Consider the following 20,903-nt stretch of genomic DNA (forward strand, 5'->3'; position numbering starts at 1 on the left):
AAATGAAAGTTGTTATTATTCAAGGACCAAATATAAATATGCTTGGAAAAAGAGAGCCAAATGTTTATGGTGTTATGACTATGGAAGATATTCATAAGCAAATGAAAGTTGTAGCTGATCAAAACAATGTTGATATTGAGTTTTTTCAAAGTAATTTAGAGGGCGAAATTATAGATAAAATTCAAGAATGTCTTGGCGATGCAGATGGAATTATAATAAATCCAGCAGGATATTCTCACACTTCAGTGGCTATTAGAGATGCAATTGCAGCTGTTAATTTACCAACTATTGAAGTTCATATTAGTAATATCGCAAGAAGAGAAGAATTTCGTCAAAAAAGTTTAATATCAGCCGTAACAGCTGGACAAGTGATTGGTTTTGGACCGATTGGATATCATCTTGCAATGATTGCAATGCTTCAAATTTTCAGTCAAATTGAAGCAGTAAAAAAAGCTAAAGAAGATACTCAAAAAACAGATGAATAATTACATTTTAAAAGATGAAAATGCCGTATTTTATGAATGTGGTTATAGCTGTGATAATGAAATGTTTTTAAGCATAAATGGTAATAATTTTTTTATAACCGATTCAAGATATGCTATTGAAGCTAGAAATTTAGTAAAAAATGCAGAAGTTATCGATGCTAAAAACACACTTATAAAAGAAGCAAGACTTTTAATAAGAAAATTTGGGATAAAAAGCTTAGTCTTTGACCCAAATGATTTTACTTACGCGGATTTTAAAAAAATAAGCTCAAATTTATCACTAAATTTTATTTCAAAGCCATTTTTTTCAAAAAAAAAGAGAATTATAAAAACTGATTTTGAAATTGAAATTTTAAAAAAAGCAGCAAATTTAGGAGAAAAATGTTTTGATGAGTTTGCTATGTTTTTAAATAAAAATGGTGAAAATTTGAGTGAATTTGAGCTATTTTATGAGGCTGAAAAAATTTTTAAACAAAAGGGTGCTTTGGGCTTATCATTTAGCCCAATAATTGCTTTAAATAAAAATGCCTCAAAAGCACATGCTTTGCCAAGTAGCGATATTTTAAATTTTAATGATTTGCTTCTTTTGGATGCTGGGATTAAATATAAAAGATATTGTTCTGATAGAACTAGAACTGCTATTTTTAATAAAAATTTAAACTTTTCAAAAGAACAAATTTTTAACTCCAACAAACAAAATGAAATTTATGAAATAGTAAAAGAGGCTCAAAGTCTTGCTATAAAAGCTGTAAAACCAGGAGTTATGGCTTGCGATGTTGATAAAACAGCAAGGGAATTTATAAAAAAACAGGGTTTTGAAAAAGAGTTTTTTCACTCAACTGGGCACGGTGTTGGTGTTGATATACATGAGTTTCCAAATATTAATAAAACAGATAAAACTATCTTAAAAGAGGGAATGGTTTTTAGTGTTGAACCAGGAATTTATTTAGAAAATGAGTTTGGCATAAGAATTGAAGATGTTGTGGTAGTTACAGAAAATGGATGCGAAATACTGTAAAAAATGCAAATTTTAAATAATGGCTTTTATAAAATTAATGATGCAAAATGTTTTATAAAAAGCAAATTTTATCCTTTTAAAAGAATAAAAAAAGAGTATTTTAAATATGAGTTTTATCTAGGAATTGGTGGAAATATCGGCGAAGTTAAAAAAAATTTTCAAAAACTTTTTCAAAAAATAAATAAAGACAAAAGATTTTTTATAAACTCAACTTCCCCGATTTTGCTAAATAAGGCTTTTGGATATACAAAACAAAATGATTTTTTAAACGCTATTATAAGAATTCAAACATCAAAAAGCCCAAATGAGGTGTTAAAATTAATGCAGCATTTTGAAATTTGTTTTAAAAGAAAACGAAGCTTTAAAAATGCTCCAAGGACTCTTGATTTAGACATTTTATATTTTAATACAAAAGTTAGAAAAAATAAAAATTTAATTATCCCACACTATGGCACAGAAAAAAGAATAAGCGTTATAATCCCTCTTGGAATTATGTTAAAGGAATAGTTATGAAAAGTTTATTAGATGATGTTAAAAATTTAAATTTTACCTTACCTAGTGAGTGTGTTACGATTTTTGGTTCAGCTAGATTTGATGATAATAATGAATTTTGTAAAAAAGCATACGAGTTATCAAAAATGCTTTCAAATAGTGGTTTTACCATCGTTACAGGTGGCGGGGGCGGGATAATGAAAGCTTCTAATAAAGCTGCTTTTGAAAACAATACTCAAAGTGTTGGTATAAATGTAGTGCTTCCAAACGAACAAAAGCTTAATGAATTTGTTACAAATGGAACTGTTTTTTCAAATTTGGCTTTAAGAAAAGTAGCATTAATACAAAAATCAAGTTATTTTATTATTTTTCCAGGTGGTTTTGGGACTTTAGATGAGCTTTTCGAAGTGCTTGTTTTAGTACAAAATGGCATGAAAGAAGCTAAAATTTTTCTTTATGGTGTTGAGTTTTATAAACCATTAATTGAGTTTTTAAAAACATCACTTCTTTTTGAAAAAACAATTTGCTCTGCCGATTTAGATTTTTTTACATTAACCGATGATATAAATTTAATTTATGAGAAAATTATAAAATCCAAGATTTAAAAAATAAATACAAGGATAAAATTTGAAAATTTTAGTCGCATTAAGCGGTGGTGTTGATAGTTCGTATGTTACAAAAATTCTAAAAGATGAAGGTCATGAGATAATAGGATGTTATATGAAGCTTCATAACAAGCCTAATTATCATGAGCAAAACATAAAAAAAGTAAAAAAAGTAGGTGAGTTTTTAGGCATAGAAACTAAAATTTTAGATCTTCAAAGTGAGTTTGAAAAAGAAGTGTATAAGCCTTTTATTGAAATTTATAAAAGTGGTAAAACACCAAATCCATGCGCATTGTGCAATAGAGCTATAAAACTTGGAAAGTTACTTGATTTTGCTATAAAATTAGGCTGTGAAAAATTAGCAACTGGGCATTATGTAAGAGTTGAAAATGGACTTTTAAAAGTAGCGCTTGATGAGAGTAAAGATCAAAGTTATTTTTTAGCAAATATTAAAAAAGATGCATTAAAAAATATGATTTTTCCACTTGGAAATAGTTATAAAAAAGATATAAAGGCTTGTATTGCAAACTTTCCTGAGCTAATAGAGATAGCTGGACAAAAAGAAAGTAGTGAAATTTGCTTTGTTGAAAATAGCTATATTGATATTTTAAATAAACATTTTAATACAAATACCCCAGGAGTTGTGAAAAATAGTAACGGCGAAATCGTTGGAAAACATGATGGATATATGCATTATACGATTGGAAAAAGGCGTGGTTTTAGTGTTTTTGGAGCACATGAGCCACACTATGTCACTAAAATAGATGCTAAAAATAATGAAATTATCGTTGGGCTTAAAAATGAGCTTTTAGAAAATGAGTTTGAAACTATAAATTTAAATGAATTTTTAAATTTAGATGAAGAGTTTAGAGCAAATATAAAAATAAGATATCGCTCATCAAAAATTAAAGGAACTATAAAAAAGCTTGAAAAGGGCGGAACTAAGGTTATTTTAGATGAGAAAATAAGTGGCATTGCAAGCGGACAACTAGCTGTATTTTATGATGATTTAGATAGAGTTTTGGCAAGTGGATTTATAAAATAATTTTATTTTAAGAAAACATTCGCTAAACTAACGACTTCATTTTAAGGAGAAAATTATGACATGCCCCATGCTACAAGGCTTTAAAGGATTTTAATAGTTTCAAAGAAACAGGAAGTTTGTTTATAACAAGGTTTAGTTTTTTTGCGCCATTAAATTTTATATTCTTTTGCATTGTCAGTGCTGTTCATTGTAACTGTATCTTTAAAAATAGAACAAATTCTTTTTTAAGACTTTTTAAATTACCAAAAGTAAATGGGTTAAGTTTTAAAAATGCTTCAAAAATACCACCTTTTTTATTTTATGAAATGCGTTAGTTAACTTAAAAACTAATTATTTCAAAAACAAAACAAAATAAAATAAATAAAAATAAAAAAGGATAAAAATTATGAAAAATTATATAACAGGTTTTCCAAGGATAGGCGAACAAAGAGAGCTAAAAAGAGCATTAGAAGGCTTTTGGGCTGGAAAAATAGATGAAGCAAGTCTTCAAGCAGTCGCAAAAGAGTTGCGAATAAAACATATAAAATATCAAGATGAAAGAGGCATTGATCTAATAAGTGCAAATGACTTTTCATTTTATGATTTAATGCTTGATAATATCATAACTTTTGGTGCGATACCTAGTAGATTTCAAAATTTAAATGGCTTAGAGCAGTATTTTGCACTTGCAAGAGGAAGTAAAGATGCAGTTGCTATGGAGATGACAAAGTGGTTTAATACAAACTATCATTACATAGTTCCTGAAATTACAAAAGATACGAAATTTAGTCTAAATTTAGATAAAATTTTAAGCGAATATAAAGAGGCAAAAAGCATAACTTCAAGAAAACTTAAAATAAATTTAATAGGCCCTATTACATTTTTAGCCTTGTCAAAAACAACTGATAAAACTTGCCCCTTTTCTAAATTTGATGAGCTAGTTTCTAAATACTATGAGCTTTTAAAAGAAATTTCAAAACTAGATGATGAGGTTATAGTTCAGATAGATGAGCCTATTTTTGCAACTGATTTGGATGAAAAATTAATAAAATTTATAAAGCCAACTTATAATAAATTTAGTGAAATTTCAAATTTAAAAATCATTTTTATGACATATTTTGAAAACGCTATTAAGGCTGTAAATGAGCTTGTTGATACAAAAGTTTGGGCGATTGGACTTGATTTTACAAATGACAAAAACTTTAAAGCACTTGAAATTTTAGCTAAAAGCGATAAGGTTTTATTTGCAGGGATTATAAACGGCAGAAATGTTTGGAGAGCAAATTTAGACGATAAACTAAAAATTATTAAAAAAATTAAAGAAAATTTAAGTGACGATATAATTTTTATAGGTACGAGCTGCTCACTTTTACATGTGCCATTTACACTAAAATACGAAGATAAGCTAAATAGTGAGATAAAAAGTTGGTTAAGTTTTGCTATTGAAAAGCTTGATGAGGTTAGAATTCTTTCAAAGCTTGCATCAAATTTAGAACTAAATCAAAATGATCAAAAAATTTACAATGAAAGCCTAGAAGCGGCTAAAAATAGAAAAATTTCAAAACTTATAAATGATGATGAGGTAAATTTAAGAGTTAAGAGCTTAACTAAATTTAGAAGAGATGGGGATTTTAAAGATAGAATATCTTTGCAAGATAAAAGGCTAAATTTAAAAAGTTTGCCTACTACAACAATTGGAAGTTTCCCACAAACTGCTGAGCTTCGTCAGATAAGAAGAGCTTATAAAAATGAAGTTGTTGATGAAAATTTCTATGAAAATGAGATAAAAAAATATATAGATGAGTGCATTAAATTTCAAGAAGAAATTGATCTTGATGTTTTAGTTCATGGCGAACCTGAAAGAAATGATATGGTTGAGTATTTTGGTGAGCAATTAAGCGGATATGCATTTACACAAAATGGCTGGGTTCAAAGTTATGGTAGTAGATGTGTAAAGCCTCCACTTTTATTTGGAGATGTAAAAAGACCAAATCCAATGACTGTTAAATGGATAACTTATGCACAAAGTAAAACAAACAAGCCTGTAAAAGGTATGCTAACAGGACCAGTAACTATTATGAATTGGTCTTTTGTTAGAGATGATAAAGATAAAAGTGAAATTGTAAAAGAGCTTGCTCTTGCAATTGCTGATGAGATAAATGACTTGCAAAATGCAGGAATTAAAATTATCCAAGTTGATGAAGCTGCTTTTAAAGAGGGGTATCCATTAAGAAAAGAAGATGTTTGTGCGTATGAAAAATTTGCAGTTGATGCATTTAGATTAGCAGTTAGTCCTGCAAGAAAGGATACGCAAATTCACACTCATATGTGCTATAGTGAATTTAATGATATCATTAAAACCATTGAAGCTATGGATGCTGATGTTATAAGCATAGAAACTGCAAGAAGTGGAAATGAACTTTTAAAAGTTTTTAAAGAGGTTGGCTATAAACAAGAAATTGGTCCAGGGGTTTATGATATCCATAGTCCAAGAGTGCCAAGCGTAGAGGAGTTGGTAGAACAAATAGAAAATATTTTAAAAGTGCTTCCAAAAGAAAAGCTTTGGATAAACCCTGATTGTGGTCTAAAAACCAGAAAATGGGAAGAGGTAAAACCAAGTCTTAAAAATATGGTTGAGGCCGTTAAAATAATAAGATCTTATTAAAAATTTAAAAAACAGAGAATAACTTCTCTGTTTTAAAGTTTAATTTCGCTAAAATAAGGCAATTTTATTTAAAGGTTTTTTTATGCGAGGTTATAAAATATTTTCTGGAACTGCAAATGTTGAGTTTTCTAAAAAAATTTCTAAATATCTTTCTTTGCCACTTGGCGAGTGTTCTATTAAAACTTTCAGCGATGGTGAGATAAGCGTTCAAATAGGTGAAAGCGTAAGAGGAAAAGATGTTTTTATTATCCAACCAACTTGTGCTCCGGCTAATTCAAATTTAATGGAGCTTTTAATTTTAAGTGATGCATTAAAAAGAAGCAGTGCTAGCAGTATAACTGCGATATTACCATATTTTGGATATGCAAGACAAGATAGAAAGGCTGCTCCAAGAGTGCCTATTACTGCAAAATTAGTGGCAGATATGATGCAGGTTGCTGGAATAGATAGAGTTGTTACTATGGATTTGCACGCTGGACAAATTCAAGGATTTTTTGACCAGCCAGTTGATAATTTATATGGTTCAATTGTTTTTACAGATTATGTAAAAAGTAAAAATCTTAAAAATCCAATTGTGGCAAGCCCAGATGTTGGTGGTGTAGCAAGAGCTAGAAGTTTAGCAAAAAAACTTGGTCTTGATATGGTAATTGTTGATAAAAGAAGAGAAGAAGCAAATAAAAGTGAAGTTATGAATGTTATTGGTGATGTAAATGGCAAAGATGTGATTTTAGTGGATGATATTATAGATACTGCTGGAACCATAGTAAAAGCTGCAGCCGCTTTTAAAGAAAGAGGAGCAACTAGTGTAATGGCATTTTGTACTCATCCAGTTTTAAGTGGAAAAGCCTATGAAAATTTACAAAATGATGCTTTAGATGAACTTGTTGTAACTGATACAATTCCACTTTGCGAAAAGGGACAAAATTTTAAAAAAATAAAAGTTATAAGCGTTGCTCCGCTTTTTGGTGAAGTTATAAGAAGAGTTTATCACGATGAGAGTGTAAATAGCTTATTTGCGTGATTTATAAGTAGCTTTTTGCTACTTATAAGATACTATTAAATTTTATCAAAACATTTGTATATTATTTAGCATGATTTACTGACATCAGTGTTATTATATTTTGGCATTTAATGCTTTAGTTATGTAGATACAATATCAAATATAAGATTATCACCTTAAAAAAAATAACAAAGAAATTGTGTTTTTATTTTATAAAATTTTCGCTAAAATAGTATAAAAATCAAATTTACAGGACAAAGATGGAAAGCAATATTAGAAATTTTAGCATTATAGCCCATATTGATCATGGAAAAAGCACTTTGGCTGATCGCATTATACAAGAATGTGGTGCAGTAAGTGATAGGCAGATGAATTCGCAGGTTATGGACAATATGGATATTGAAAAAGAGCGTGGAATTACGATAAAGGCTCAATCTGTTAGATTAAACTATGAACTTAACGGAAAAAAATATATTATAAATTTAATTGATACTCCAGGGCATGTTGATTTTAGCTATGAAGTTAGTAGAAGCCTTGCAAGTTGCGAGGGAGCTATTCTTGTGGTTGATGCAAGTCAGGGTGTTCAAGCTCAAACTATTGCAAATGTTTATATAGCACTTGAACACAACCTTGAGATAATTCCGGTTTTAAATAAAATAGATCTTCCAGCAGCAAATCCTGAGCGCGTAAAAGAAGAGATTGAGCATGTTATTGGGCTTGATTGTAGCGATGCTATAGAGGTAAGTGCAAAAACTGGATTTGGCATAGATGAACTTTTAAAGGCAATTATCCAAAGGATTCCAGCGCCAAAAGTTGCAAATGATAAGCCTCTAAAAGCTTTGATTTATGATAGTTGGTTTGATAATTATTTGGGAGCTTTAGCTTTAGTAAGAATTTATGATGGAAATATAAAAATAAATGATGAAGTTTTAGTTATGGGAACTGGCAAAAAACATCTTGTTATAGATCTTTTATACCCAAATCCAGTTGCGCCAATTAAGACAAAAGAGCTTAAAAGTGGTGAAGTTGGGATTGTTGTTTTAGGTCTTAAAACAGTTAGTGATGTAGCAGTTGGAGATACTATAACGCTATTTAAAAATAAAGCAAGTGAGCCAATTGGAGGTTTTGAAAAGGCAAAAGCTTTTGTTTTTGCTGGAATTTATCCTATAGAAACTGATAAATTTGAGGATTTAAGAGATGCACTTGATAAACTCAAATTAAATGATAGCTCTATAAGTTACGAGCCTGAAACTTCTGCAGCACTTGGTTTTGGGTTTAGAGTTGGGTTTTTGGGATTGCTTCATATGGAAGTTGTAAAAGAAAGACTTGAAAGAGAGTTTGATCTTGATTTAATCGCTACAGCGCCGACTGTAACTTATGAAGTTTATAAAACAGATGGAAATATGCTTGAAATTCAAAATCCAAGCGAACTTCCACCTATTAATGAGATAGAAACCATCAAAGAGCCTTATGTAAAAGCTACTATTATAACCCCAAGTGAGTTTTTAGGCAATATTATAACTTTAGTAAACAATCGTCGCGGAATTCAGACAAAGATGGATTATATAACACCTGAAAGAGTGCTTTTAGAATATGATATTCCTATGAATGAAATAGTTATGGATTTTTATGACAGGTTAAAATCTTGCACAAAAGGATATGCTAGTTTTGATTATGAAATAAGTGATTATAAGACAGGTGATTTGGTAAAACTAGATATTAAAGTTGCGGGAGAAAATGTAGATGCTCTTTCAATTATAGTCCCAAGAGATAAGGCTTTAAGCAAAGGAAGAGATCTTGTAAAAGCTATGAAGGATATCGTTCCAAGACAGCTTTTTGAGGTAGCTATCCAAGCAAGTATTGGAAATAAAATAATTGCTAGAGAAAATGTCCGTTCAATGGGTAAAAATGTAACAGCTAAATGTTATGGTGGAGATATTTCAAGAAAAAGAAAGCTTTTAGAAAAACAAAAAGAGGGTAAAAAAAGAATGAAACAAGTTGGAAAAGTAAGTTTGCCAAGTGAGGCATTTTTAAGCGTTTTAAAGATCGATTAAAGAAAACATTATGCCATTTGTTAAAATTTGCGTTACTAAAGAAAATGATGAGCCGACAAAAGAGCAAAAAGAACTTTTAATAAATGGCGTTGCAAATTTAATAAATGAGGTTTTAGGCAAAAATAAAAGCTCAACCGTTGTCATAATAGAGGAAATTGATACTGATAACTACGGACTTGGCGGCAAGAGCATAACAAATTTAAGAAAAAAGTGAGCTTTAAAAACTAAATGAGATGTTTAAATTGTGGATGTTAGTATAAAAACTTTTTGTAAAAGTTGTAAAAAAATACTTAGCAAACATACTTTATCCAAAAGAGAATTTAACGGCTTTAAGGTTTATTCATTTTATAAATATATTGATATTAAAAACTTAATTCACTCTAAGCACTATTTGCACGGAGTTTTTATCTATAAAAATTTAGCAAGATTAAATTTTACAAAATTTGCTAAAACTTTTAAATTAATGAAAAAATTTTAGCAATTCATTTAGATGATAATATTAAAAGTGATTATTTCCATACTTCTTTTTTGCAAAAGCTCTAAATTTAAGCGAAATAAAGCCAATTTATAATGATTTAAGAGCAAATTCTGATGTCAAATATAGTGGAAGAATTTAAATTTAGACTTCAAACAAGTGAGATTTTAAAATTTTTTAAAAAAATTAATAAGCTAGTTTTTTAGCGGATGATTTGATAGCATCTGGCTTACGATGAAATATGTTTTATTATCTTTGCCAAAAAGCAGGTATAAATGTGCTTTTGGGCTAACTTTGACTGATATAAAAGAGTGAAACTAGTTTATTTTATAAAATTTACTAAATTTGCTTTTTTCATTAAAATAATATATTCTAATTGTTTTAATATTTTTATGATTTTGTTTTATTATTTCAATACTTTTTTTAGCGATTTCTTCAAACTCATTTTGAGTTAGTTTTTCATTTCCTTCTAAATTTAGCTCGGTATTGTCGTTTTCATTTATCAAACTAGCCGAAGTTATTAAATTTGGATTTATATTTATGATTTGCTTCATCTCATCTAGTGAAATGCTTTTTTGAGTATTTTTTATAAATACAGTGCTTTTAGTATTGTCACTATTTAAAAAGCTATTTTTCAAATTTTCAAAATCACTATCACTAAAGTTTTTATAAAACTCTTTTTGCATTTTTAAAAGTTCATTTCCAAGATCATTTCCAAAACTATTTATGCTATTATTTATATCAAAAAAGGACTTTATCATCTCGTTTTTAAAAGCTTCAACTTTTGGCTGATTTTGAATTAAAAAATTGTTTATTAGCTCCCCCATAATTTTACTTTTATAAGCAAGATTATCAATACTTTCGTTTGCATCTTTTGTATTAAAACCAAAGCCAAAATTTAAACATATTAAAATCATTAAAATTTTTTTCATATTATCTCCTTTAGTTTAAAAATATTTCGCTTCCAACTTCCAAAAGAAGGCTAAAAGCTATATTTACACTTTCATTTCTTATATAATTTCTATCGCCTTTTATAAGAAACTCTTCAACTATTTGTTTTTCTGTGCTACTTACTCCAATTATCACAGTTCCAACAGGCTTATCCTCACTTCCACCACTAGGTCCTGCGATGCCACTTATTGCCATAGAAAAATCAGCTCCCGTAGTTTTTAAAACACCTTTTAGCATCTCATTAACACACTCTTTACTAACTGCTCCAAATTCGTTTAAAGTCTCATTACTAACATCAAGCCAAAGATGTTTTATCTCGTTTGAGTAAGTTACAAGTGAACCATCAAACACCTCGCTAGCGCCACTTATTTCACCTATTTTTGATGCTATTAAACCACACGAGCAACTCTCAGCAAAACTTAGTTTTAATTTAGCATTTTTTAACCTACTAACAATAAACATTGCTAAATTTTCTTCAAAAATTACTCTATTTATAAAAGTATTTAAAAGCTCATCTCTAAGTCCGTTTAAATCACTAAATTTCTTACTTATAGCTTTTGCAAAAATTATGAAATTACTATATCTAGTAATTGAAATTTCTGTGTTAAATTTAGTTTCAAACTCTTTAAAAACAGCTTCCACATCCTCAAATTTAAATCCGTAAATGTAAAATTTAAGATCTAAGTTATTTTTTCTAATCAAAAACTCAGGAAGTTTATTTAGTGGATTTGCTTTTACTAAATTTATATCACAATCATTTAAACTAACCAAAAAACTGCCCTCTTTAGAATTTATAGCAAGAGATGGAGTGAGTGTATCTTCAAATTTAATCTCTAATAAATCATCATTTAAACTAGCTAAAATTTTAGCAATTAAATGGTAATTTTCATCGCTTGAAAAAATAGTTATATATTTATAAATTTTACTTAAATTTATAATATTTTCAATAATGTTTTTATCATTTTTATCTATAAAATTTATGTCACCAAGTTCACCAAATTTAAAAATGTAGCTTTTAAAAACATAATTTAAAAACGGAGTATTTATCTTTATATCTTCACCTAAAATTAAAAGTAAATCGTTCATTTTTCTACTCCTTTTTAATTAAGTTTTAGTGATTATATCAAATTTAGTTTAACTTTTTTATTATTATTTCAGCGCTTCTTAGGTAAAATTTGAAAATTTTTTATGGAAGGTTTTACTAAATGGATTATAAAGACACACTTTTTTTGCCTAAAACAGACTTTGCAATGAGAGGAAACTTACCAGCAAATGAGCCAAAAAGACTAAAAGCATGGTATGAAGAAAGAAAAGTTTATGAAAAAATGAAAGACAAAAGAAAAGGTAGTTCAAATTCTTTTGCACTTCATGACGGACCGCCGTATGCAAACGGCCATCTTCATATAGGTCATGCGTTAAATAAAATTTTAAAAGATATAATTATTAAAACACATTATTTTTTTGGTGATGAAATTAGATATGTTCCTGGTTGGGACTGTCACGGACTTCCTATTGAACAACAAGTTGAAGTAAGTTTAGGTGATAAAAAAAATAGTATTTCAAAAAAAGAGTTAAGACAACTTTGTAGAGATCATGCAACTAAATTTGTCAATATTCAAAGAGATGAGTTTAAAGATTTAGGAGTTATTGGTGATTGGTGTGATCCATACTTAACTATGAAATTTAAATTTGAAGCTGATATTTATAAAAACCTTTGTGATATTGCTAAAAAAGGACTTTTGATTGAAAGAAGTAAGCCTGTTTTTTGGAGCTGGGCTGCTAAAACAGCTTTAGCTGAAGCTGAAGTTGAGTATAAAGATAAAGAAGATTATAGTCTTTATGCAAGCTTTAAATTAACAGATGAGGCAAATAAAAAACTTGGAATTGAGAATGCAAAAGCAGTTATTTGGACTACTACTCCATGGACACTTCCAGCAAATCAAGCAATTGCTCTAAATCCACATGAAAAGTATGTGGTTACAAAAGAAGGCTATATTTTTGCTAAGCCTTTACTTGAAGTTTTAATTTCTAAAAACCTCACAAAAGGTGAAATTTTAAAAGAATTTGACTCAAAAATTTTAGAAAATTTATATGCGATAAATCCACTAAATGATAGATTATCAAGATTTATTTTAGGAGAACATGTTTTAATGGACGGAGGAACAGGACTAGTTCATACTGCTCCAGGACATGGTGAAGATGACTATTTTGCAGCGTTAAAATATGGAATTGAAGTATTAATGCCAGTTGATGATAGTGGCTGTTTTGATGAAACTTTAAAATCAAAAAAACTTATAAAAGATGAGTTTGTTGATGAGCTTGTTGGAATGCACATTTTTAAAGCAAACGAAAAAATAGTTGAAATTTTAAGTAAAAATTTATTAAGTGTGAGTAAATTTACGCACTCTTATCCATTTTGCTGGAGAACTAAAAAACCTGTAATTTATAGAGCAACAAAACAGTGGTTTATAGCTATGGATGAGCCAAAACTCGGTGGTAAAACCTTAAGAGAGATTGCTATAAATGAGATAAATAATAATATAAAATTTTATCCACAAGCTGGTAAAAACCGTCTTTTATCAATGATAGAAAATCGCCCTGATTGGTGTATTTCAAGGCAAAGAGAGTGGGGGGTTCCAATCGCGTTTTTTAGAGATAAATCCACAAAAGAACCAATTTTTGATAGTGAAATTTTAGATAATGTTTATGAAATTTTTAAAACTCAAGGAGCTGATGCGTGGTGGGAACTTGAAATAGGTGAGCTCTTACCAAAAAATTCAAAATACAAACCTGAAAATTTAGAAAAAGTTATGGATATTTTGGATGTTTGGTTTGATAGTGGCTCAACTTGGAATGCTGTTTTAAATAGCGGTGAATACGATGCTGGAAGTTATCCAACTGATATGTACCTAGAAGGAAGTGATCAGCATCGTGGCTGGTTTCAAAGCTCTCTTTTAGTAAGTTGCGCAATCAATGAAAAAGCTCCTTATAAAGCCATTTTAACACATGGATTTACAGTTGATAAAGATGGTGCTAAGATGAGTAAATCAGTTGGAAATGTTATTTTGCCAAGTGAAATTATTAAAGAGTATGGTGTTGAAATTCTAAGGCTTTGGGTAAGTTTGAGTGATTATTCAAGTGATTTAAAAATTGGAAAAGAGATATTAAAGCAAGTTAGTGAACAGTATAGAAAAATAAGAAATACAATAAGATTTTTACTTGCAAATGTTAGTGATTTAAAAGAACTTGAAACTTCAAATTTCACAAATTTAGATAAATGGATTTTAACAAAAGCTTCAAAAACATTCAAAGATGTTGAAAATTCATTTAAAAACTACGACTTTTCAAAAGGGTTTAATCAGCTTTTAAATTTCTTAAATGCTGATTTGAGTGGAATTTATCTAGACATTTGTAAAGATAGACTATATTGTGATGATATAAACTCAGCTAGAAGAAGAAGTGCTCAAAGTGTTATGGTAATAATTACAAGAAGTCTTTTACCGCTAATTGCTCCAACTTTAACCTACACAGTAGATGAGGTTATGGAGTTTGCACCGGATATTATTAAAAATGGAAAATCAGATGCATTTGATCTTTTATATGAAGAGCTTGATTATGATTTTAAAATAGAAGATGAAATTTTTATATCTTCAAGAGAGAAATTTTTTGAGATGGTTGATAGTCTAAAAAAAGATAAAATTATTAAATCTACGCTTGAAATTGCACTTGAAACAAGCTCAAATGAAGTTTTATCTCACGATATGCAAGATATAATTGATTGGTACTTAGTAAGTGAGGTAAGAGGTCTTGAAAGTAGTGAGTGTTTAGCTGAGTTTAAAGTTGATGATGAGATTTTTAGAATTGTAAAATCAAATTTACACAAATGTCCAAGATGCTGGAAATTTAACGCTCAAAAAGATGATGAGCTTTGTCCAAGATGTAATAAGGTAATGGAAAATGTTTAGTGAGCCTTTACCAAATAGCGTTTTAATTATAACTTTTTTATTATTTATAGTTTTAATCGTAATTGGTGTGGTATTTGTAAATAAATTTAAGGAGAATAAGTGATAAGTTTAGAAGCTGCTTTAAAACTATCAAGCGAAGATTTAAAAAATCTAAAACAAGATTTATCAAAAAAAATAAAAGAAAAGAAAGAGTTAGGTGCTTATATTGAGCAGTTTTTAGATTCAGAAATGAGTATAAGTGGAAATGGTGTTCCAGTTGCGATAAAAGATAATATCCAAGTAAAAGGTTGGAGCGTTACAAGTGCTTCAAAAATACTTCAAGGATATATCGCACCTTATGATGCAACAGCAATTGTAAAGCTAAAAAATGCAGGAATTTGTGCTTTTGGAAGAACAAATATGGATGAGTTTGCTATGGGAAGCACAACTGCAACTTCTTTTTATGGAAAAACTCTCAATCCACTTGATAACTCAAGAGTTCCAGGTGGAAGTAGCGGTGGAAGTGCAGCAGCTGTTGCAGGTGGTATAGCAATAGCAGCGCTTGGAAGTGATACTGGTGGAAGTATCCGCCAACCTGCTGCATTTTGTGGTTGTGTTGGTTTTAAACCAACTTATGGAAGAGTTAGTAGATATGGTCTTGGGGCTTATTCAAGTAGCTTAGATCAAATTGGACCTATTACTCAAAATGTAAAAGATGCTGCTATTTTATACGATATCATAAAAGGACATGATGAAAAAGATAGTACAAGTTATGATGGCGAGTATGCACCTACAAATTTAAATCCAAATAAAAAGTTAAAAATTGCTGTTATTAAAAATTATATTGAAAATACTGATGAAGTGATAAAAAATGCTCTTTTAAAAACAATTGAAAAACTAAAATCAGCCGGACATGAGATAATTTATAAAGAGTTTTCAAATGCCAATATAGATATTGCAGCTTATTATATTATTGCAAATGCTGAAGCAAGCGCAAATTTAAGTAGATTTGACGGTGTAAGATATGGAAGACGTGCAGAGGCTAAAAATTTACATGAGCTTTATGCAAATACAAGAGCTGAAGGTTTTGGAGCTGAAGTTCAAAGAAGACTTCTCTTAGGAACCTTCGTTTTAAGTAGTGGATATTATGATGCATATTATGTAAAAGCTCAAAAGGCAAGAGAGTTTATAAGAAGAGAGTATGAAGAAGTCTTTAATGAAGCCGATCTTATTTTTAGTCCAGTAACTCCTACATTGCCATATAAATTTGGAAGCATTACAGAACCACTTAAAGTTTATTTAGGAGATTTATACACAGTTGGTGCAAATTTAGCAGGACTTCCAGCTATTTCAGTTCCAGTTTGCAAAACAAACGAGGGGCTTAGTATAAGTGCCCAGCTTTTAGGAAAAGCTTTTGATGATGAAAATGTTTTAAATGGCGGGTTAGTTTTAGAGAATTTAAGTAAGGAGTAAATATGAGGATAGTAAAAAAAGCTTTGACTTTTGAAGATGTGCTTTTAATGCCACAATATTCAGAAATTTTACCAAAAGATATAGTTTTAAAATCAAGATTGACAAAAAAGATAAGCTTAAATGTTCCACTAGTTAGTGCTGCTATGGATACAGTAACTGAGTATAGAACAGCTATTATGATGGCAAGACTTGGAGGAATTGGAATAATTCATAAAAATATGGATATAAAAACTCAAGTTAGAATGGTAAAAAGAGTTAAAAAAAGTGAAAGTGGTGTCATAATAGATCCAATTTTTATAAAACCTGATGCAACTATAAAAGAAGCACTTGATATAATGAGTGAATATAGAATTTCAGGTGTTCCAGTTGTAAATGATGATAGGGTTTTAATAGGAATTTTAACAAATAGAGATTTGAGATTTGAGACTGATTTTACTGCTCTTGTTGGTGATAAAATGACAAAAACACCTCTTATAACAGCTCCAAAAGGTTGCACACTTGATGATGCAGAAGAAATTTTTAAAAATAATAAAGTTGAAAAACTTCCAATAGTTGATGAAAATGGCAAATTAGATGGTTTAATCACAATAAAAGATCTTAAAAAAAGAATAGAGTATCCAAACTCAAATAAAGATAAATATGGAAGATTGGTTGTTGGTGCTGCTATTGGAGTAGGACATTTTGAAAGAGCAGAGGCTTTAGTTGATGCAGGTGTTGATGTTTTAGTGCTTGATTCAGCCCATGGGCACTCTAAAAACATAATAAATACTTTAAAAGAATTAAAATCAAATTTAGATGTTGATGTTATAGTTGGAAATGTTGCAAATCCAAAAAGCATAGCTGATCTTGCAAAAGCTGGAGCAGATGCAATAAAAGTTGGAATTGGACCTGGAAGTATTTGCACCACTAGAATAGTAGCAGGTGTTGGTGTGCCACAAATTACAGCTATTAGTGATTGTGCCCAGGAAGCTAAAAAATATGATATTCCTATAATTGCAGATGGTGGTATAAAATACTCAGGCGACATTGCAAAGGCTTTAGCTGCAGGAGCAAGTTCTGTTATGATAGGAAGTTTGCTTGCAGGTTGTGATGAGAGTCCAGGAGATTTAATAACATTCCAAGGAAGACAATATAAACTTTATCGTGGAATGGGCTCAATTGGAGCAATGACCAGGGGAAGTGCTGATAGGTATTTTCAAGAAGGAACTGCAAGTGATAAATTAGTTCCTGAAGGAATTGAGGGAAGAGTTCCTTATGCTGGAACTTTAAAAAATGTTGTTTTTCAGCTTTTAGGAGGATTAAGAAGCTCTATGGGATATTGTGGAAGTATCGATATACCAACATTCCAAGAAAAAGCTGAATTTGTAGAGATAACAACAGCAGGTCTAAAAGAAAGCCATGTTCATGATGTTGTCATAACAAAAGAAGCTCCAAATTATAAAGTTCATTAGTGAAAATAAGCACAAATTTAGAATATTTTAACGAACCGCTTCATTTAGAAAGCGGTCGTATCTTATCATCGTTTAAGTTAAAATACGAAACTTATGGAAAATTAAACGAGAATAAAACTAACGCAGTTGTAGTATGTCACGCTCTAACCGGCTCTTGCCATGCTGCAGGTAGGTATGATGGAGATGCAAAGCCAGGTTGGTGGGACACGCTCATTGGTGATAATAAAACTATAGATACAACAAAATATTTTGTAATTTGTGTAAGTATTTTAGGAAGTCCATTTGGCTCAACAAACCCTTTAAGTATAGATGAAAGTACTAGTACAGAATATAGACTAAAGTTTCCTGTTCTTACAATTAGTGATGTTGTAAACGCACAAATGAGACTTTTTACAAGGCTTGGTATAAAAAAAGTTCATGCTGTAGTTGGTGGAAGTTTAGGTGGTATGCAAGCACTTTGCTTTGCAATTGACCATCCAAATTTTAGTGATAGAATTGTAATGCTTGCTTCAACTTATGCAACAAGAGCATGGGCAATAGCTTTTAATAAAATAGCAATTCATGGCATTTTAAATGATATTATTTTTGATAATGGAAACTACGATAAAAACTTAGTTGCAAAACACGGGCTTGTTGGTATGGAAGTTGGCAGGATGGCAGGGCATATAAGTTTTCTAAGTCCATCATCAACAGATATGAAATTCGGAAGAAATTATGTTGCAACAGATGGACTTTACGAGCTTAAAGGAAGATTTGAAGTAGATAGATATATGGAGTATAATGCTTCAAATTTTGCCAGAAAATTTGATCCACTTTGCTATCTTTATATTGTAAAGATGATGAATATATTTGACTCAACAAGAAATTATGATGATTTAAAAGATGCACTTTCAAACGTTAAAGCAAAGCTTACATTAATTGCTTTTAAAGGTGATATGCTTTTTATGCCAGATGAGATGAAAGAAATTTATGATGCATTAAATGATCTTGGTAAAGAGAGTGAGTTTTATAATATTGAAAGCAGTTATGGACATGATGCGTTTTTAGTAGAGTGTGATAAATTTGAAAATTATATAAAAAAGGCGTTAAATGAGTGAAAAAATAGATGAAATTGAAAGTTTTGAAGATAAAGTAAAAAAACTTGAAGATTTACTCGAGAAACTAAAAGATGAAAATTTAAGTTTAGAAAAAAGTGTTGAAATTTACAAAGAAGCTTTAAGTTTATTAAAACAAACTTCTAAAATTTTGGATAAAGCAAAACTTGAAATTACTGAGATTAGTGATGAGTAAAATTTGTATTATTCAGCTTCCGACTTTATCGATGAGTGAGGGGCGAATTGATTATTACATGAGAATCGTAAAAGAAAGCGGTGCATCACTTGTTCTTTTGGGCGAATATGTTTTAAATAGCTTTTTTACTGAACTTTTAAAAATGCCAAAAAGTCTTATTAATGAGCAAATTTTACATAAAAAAGAGCTTTTTATCAAGCTTGCAAAAAAATACAATACAACCATAATAGCACCTTTTATAACAAAAAAAAATAAAGGTTTTGTAAAAGGTATAGCTAAATTTTCTCCAAATTCATATAGGTATTTTGAGCAGAATTTTTTAATAAATTATGATCATTGGAATGAGGAAGAGTTTTTTTTAAATGATGCAAAAAAGTTAAATTTGCCCGTATTTAACCACGAAAATTTCAAATTTGGAGTTTTAATGGGTTTTGAAACTCATTTTGATATTTGTTGGCAATATTTACTAAAAAAAGATGTTGATGTGGTTTTAGTGCCAACAGCTGGGACTTTTGACTCAAACCAAAGATGGGAGGAAATTTTAAAAGCAAAAGCTTTTACAAATTTAGTCTATGTTTTAAGAGCAAATCGCATTGGAAAAGCTAAATTTGATAAAAAAGTTTGTGAGTTTTATGGAAAAAGTTTCGCTGTAACTCCAAATGGAATAATAAGTAGCAAGTTAAATGAAGAAGAAGGAATTTTACTTTTTGAACTTTCCAAAAATGAACTAAAAACTCAGAGGAAATTTTGGAAATTTAGAGAAATTTTAGCTAAAAAAGGCTTTTAAAATGAGTGATTTCGAAAGTACTTATTTTAAAAGACAAATTCAGCTTTGGGGCAAAAAAACTCAAGAAGGCTTGAAAAATAAAAAAATCTTAATAATTGGCAGTGGTGGGCTTGGAAGCTCGCTTGGTCTTTCGCTTGGAAGTAGTGGGATTGGAGAAATTCACATTGTTGATTTTGACAGAGTCGATATTTCAAACATTCATCGTCAAATTTTATTTAAATTAGATGATGAAGGGAAATTTAAAGCAGAAGTTTTTAAAAGTGTGCTTGAAAGTCGATTTAACGGTGTTAAAGTTTTTTCTCACATTTTAAATTTTAAAGAGTTTATAAAAAAAAATAATGTTAAGTTTGATCTTATTTTAGATGCAACTGATAATTTAGAAACCAGAGTTTTGATAGATAAATTTGCTAAAGATATAGAAATTCCTTGGATTTACACCTCTGTTCAGGAGTTTTTTATTCAAATTTGCTTTTTTGATAAAGCTAAGTTTAATGCATTTGATAAAAAAGGGATAAAGCCAACTGGAATTGCGTGTCCAATTGTCATGATGGCTGCTGGACTTGAAGCAAATTTAGCCATTAGATATCTTGCCGGACTTGAAGTAAAAAAAGATTTGTTTTATTATATTGATATTTCAAGCGGTGAGATAAAAATCAATAAATTTAAAATATAAATAAAAATAAATTTAAATTTTAAAAACCAAAGGAAAAAAATATAAAAATGCAAAGCTCTAAAAATTATTTAGATTATTTAAAATCAAAAAGAGTTCTTATTGTTCATGGATTTAATAGCTCGGGAAATGGAACAACTGCAAGTAATCTAAAATCAGTTTTAAGTAATTTTGGAATAACAAAAATAATTGCTCCAGATTTTAATTTATTAAATTATGATGAAACTATCGCAAAAACAGACGAACTATCAAAAAATGTAGATATTGTAATAGGTCATAGTTTGGGTGGATATTACACAATGAGTTTAAAAAGGCTGGAAATTTTTAAAATAGTAATTAATCCTTGTATTGACCGTTACTACAAACCTATAAAATTCTATAAATATATATATAAACTATACTAATAGAATTTTTGTTGTATTCCTACTTCAACCTTGCTGGTTACTATTTGATTTATTGCTAAATCATCTAGCAGAGCCGTCAAGTCCATAGGCGTAAATTCGGAATTAACTATTCCTA

At 29.6% G+C, this 20,903-nt stretch carries 19 protein-coding genes and 1 pseudogene; 17 read left to right on the forward strand and 3 right to left on the reverse strand.

The window, feature by feature from the left end; translation table 11 throughout:
- Positions 1-2: 2 nt before the first annotated feature.
- The 9 genes from aroQ to O6B72_RS08110 all read left to right on the forward strand — a co-directional run bounded on the left by aroQ (position 3) and on the right by O6B72_RS08110 (position 9,557).
- Entirely contained in the window at positions 3-485 is a 483-nt protein-coding gene (aroQ, locus tag O6B72_RS08070; protein ID WP_269492795.1) for a type II 3-dehydroquinate dehydratase, read from the forward strand.
- Complete coding sequence (locus tag O6B72_RS08075; RefSeq protein WP_269492796.1) at positions 478-1,503, forward strand: M24 family metallopeptidase; 1,026 nt, start codon at positions 478-480, stop codon at positions 1,501-1,503. The genes aroQ and O6B72_RS08075 overlap by 8 nt, the downstream gene beginning before the upstream one ends.
- Before the next feature lie 3 nt (positions 1,504-1,506).
- On the forward strand, positions 1,507-2,010 hold the full coding sequence (gene folK, locus O6B72_RS08080; RefSeq protein WP_269492797.1) for a 2-amino-4-hydroxy-6-hydroxymethyldihydropteridine diphosphokinase: 504 nt from the start codon (positions 1,507-1,509) through the stop codon (positions 2,008-2,010).
- A 2-nt stretch (positions 2,011-2,012) separates the two neighbouring features.
- Positions 2,013-2,600 (forward strand): LOG family protein, encoded by a 588-nt coding sequence (locus tag O6B72_RS08085; protein WP_156847588.1) that lies wholly within the window; start codon positions 2,013-2,015, stop codon positions 2,598-2,600.
- A 22-nt stretch (positions 2,601-2,622) separates the two neighbouring features.
- Positions 2,623-3,645, forward strand: a complete 1,023-nt coding sequence (gene mnmA, locus O6B72_RS08090; protein WP_269492798.1) for a tRNA 2-thiouridine(34) synthase MnmA — start codon at positions 2,623-2,625, stop codon at positions 3,643-3,645.
- A 382-nt stretch (positions 3,646-4,027) separates the two neighbouring features.
- Positions 4,028-6,289 carry a 5-methyltetrahydropteroyltriglutamate--homocysteine S-methyltransferase gene (gene metE / locus O6B72_RS08095; protein ID WP_269492807.1) on the forward strand — a complete coding sequence of 754 codons (2,262 nt, stop codon included), beginning with the start codon at positions 4,028-4,030 and terminating at the stop codon, positions 6,287-6,289.
- An 82-nt stretch (positions 6,290-6,371) separates the two neighbouring features.
- Positions 6,372-7,310 (forward strand): ribose-phosphate pyrophosphokinase, encoded by a 939-nt coding sequence (locus tag O6B72_RS08100; RefSeq protein ID WP_016646038.1) that lies wholly within the window; start codon positions 6,372-6,374, stop codon positions 7,308-7,310.
- 239 nt (positions 7,311-7,549) lie between these two features.
- The gene (gene lepA / locus O6B72_RS08105; RefSeq protein ID WP_269492799.1) at positions 7,550-9,343 is read left to right on the forward strand and encodes a translation elongation factor 4; all 1,794 of its coding nucleotides are present in this window, start codon (positions 7,550-7,552) and stop codon (positions 9,341-9,343) included.
- A gap of 10 nt (positions 9,344-9,353) precedes the next feature.
- Positions 9,354-9,557, forward strand: coding sequence for a 4-oxalocrotonate tautomerase family protein (locus tag O6B72_RS08110; protein ID WP_269492800.1), 204 nt, complete (start codon positions 9,354-9,356; stop codon positions 9,555-9,557).
- A gap of 578 nt (positions 9,558-10,135) precedes the next feature.
- Here O6B72_RS08110 and O6B72_RS08115 read toward each other — a convergent pair.
- Both O6B72_RS08115 and O6B72_RS08120 read right to left on the reverse strand, forming a co-directional pair.
- The gene (locus tag O6B72_RS08115) at positions 10,136-10,750 is read right to left on the reverse strand and encodes a hypothetical protein (protein WP_269492801.1); all 615 of its coding nucleotides are present in this window, start codon (positions 10,748-10,750) and stop codon (positions 10,136-10,138) included.
- A 10-nt stretch (positions 10,751-10,760) separates the two neighbouring features.
- Positions 10,761-11,855, reverse strand: coding sequence for a CinA family protein (locus tag O6B72_RS08120; protein ID WP_269492802.1), 1,095 nt, complete (start codon positions 11,853-11,855; stop codon positions 10,761-10,763).
- Positions 11,856-11,974: 119 nt separating this feature from the next.
- Here O6B72_RS08120 and ileS point away from each other — a divergent pair, with 119 nt between their 5' ends.
- From ileS to O6B72_RS08160, 8 genes are all read left to right on the forward strand, one after another.
- Positions 11,975-14,734 carry an isoleucine--tRNA ligase gene (gene ileS / locus O6B72_RS08125; RefSeq protein WP_269492803.1) on the forward strand — a complete coding sequence of 920 codons (2,760 nt, stop codon included), beginning with the start codon at positions 11,975-11,977 and terminating at the stop codon, positions 14,732-14,734.
- A gap of 99 nt (positions 14,735-14,833) precedes the next feature.
- The gene (gatA, locus tag O6B72_RS08130; protein ID WP_258299262.1) at positions 14,834-16,186 is read left to right on the forward strand and encodes an Asp-tRNA(Asn)/Glu-tRNA(Gln) amidotransferase subunit GatA; all 1,353 of its coding nucleotides are present in this window, start codon (positions 14,834-14,836) and stop codon (positions 16,184-16,186) included.
- Positions 16,187-16,188: 2 nt separating this feature from the next.
- A complete protein-coding gene (gene guaB, locus O6B72_RS08135) occupies positions 16,189-17,637 on the forward strand; it encodes an IMP dehydrogenase (RefSeq protein WP_258299261.1) in 1,449 nt (482 codons plus the stop codon).
- Positions 17,637-18,734 (forward strand): homoserine O-acetyltransferase MetX, encoded by a 1,098-nt coding sequence (gene metX / locus O6B72_RS08140; RefSeq protein WP_269492804.1) that lies wholly within the window; start codon positions 17,637-17,639, stop codon positions 18,732-18,734. Before guaB ends, metX begins: the two co-directional genes overlap by 1 nt.
- Positions 18,727-18,927 (forward strand): exodeoxyribonuclease VII small subunit, encoded by a 201-nt coding sequence (gene xseB / locus O6B72_RS08145; protein ID WP_101636411.1) that lies wholly within the window; start codon positions 18,727-18,729, stop codon positions 18,925-18,927. Before metX ends, xseB begins: the two co-directional genes overlap by 8 nt.
- Positions 18,920-19,714 carry a carbon-nitrogen hydrolase family protein gene (locus O6B72_RS08150; RefSeq protein ID WP_101636412.1) on the forward strand — a complete coding sequence of 265 codons (795 nt, stop codon included), beginning with the start codon at positions 18,920-18,922 and terminating at the stop codon, positions 19,712-19,714. Before xseB ends, O6B72_RS08150 begins: the two co-directional genes overlap by 8 nt.
- A 1-nt stretch (position 19,715) precedes the next feature.
- Positions 19,716-20,387, forward strand: coding sequence for a HesA/MoeB/ThiF family protein (locus tag O6B72_RS08155; RefSeq protein ID WP_269492805.1), 672 nt, complete (start codon positions 19,716-19,718; stop codon positions 20,385-20,387).
- A 47-nt stretch (positions 20,388-20,434) separates the two neighbouring features.
- A complete protein-coding gene (locus O6B72_RS08160; RefSeq protein WP_269492806.1) occupies positions 20,435-20,788 on the forward strand; it encodes a YqiA/YcfP family alpha/beta fold hydrolase in 354 nt (117 codons plus the stop codon).
- On the opposite strand, the pseudogene O6B72_RS08165 reads toward O6B72_RS08160, so the two are convergent.
- Positions 20,785-20,903, reverse strand: a pseudogene (locus tag O6B72_RS08165) (RNA-guided endonuclease InsQ/TnpB family protein); the annotation flags it as partial. The gene O6B72_RS08160 and the pseudogene O6B72_RS08165 sit on opposite strands and share 4 nt — an antisense overlap.

The organism is Campylobacter ureolyticus, assembly GCF_027277485.1.
Taxonomy (GTDB): domain Bacteria; phylum Campylobacterota; class Campylobacteria; order Campylobacterales; family Campylobacteraceae; genus Campylobacter_B; species Campylobacter_B ureolyticus_B.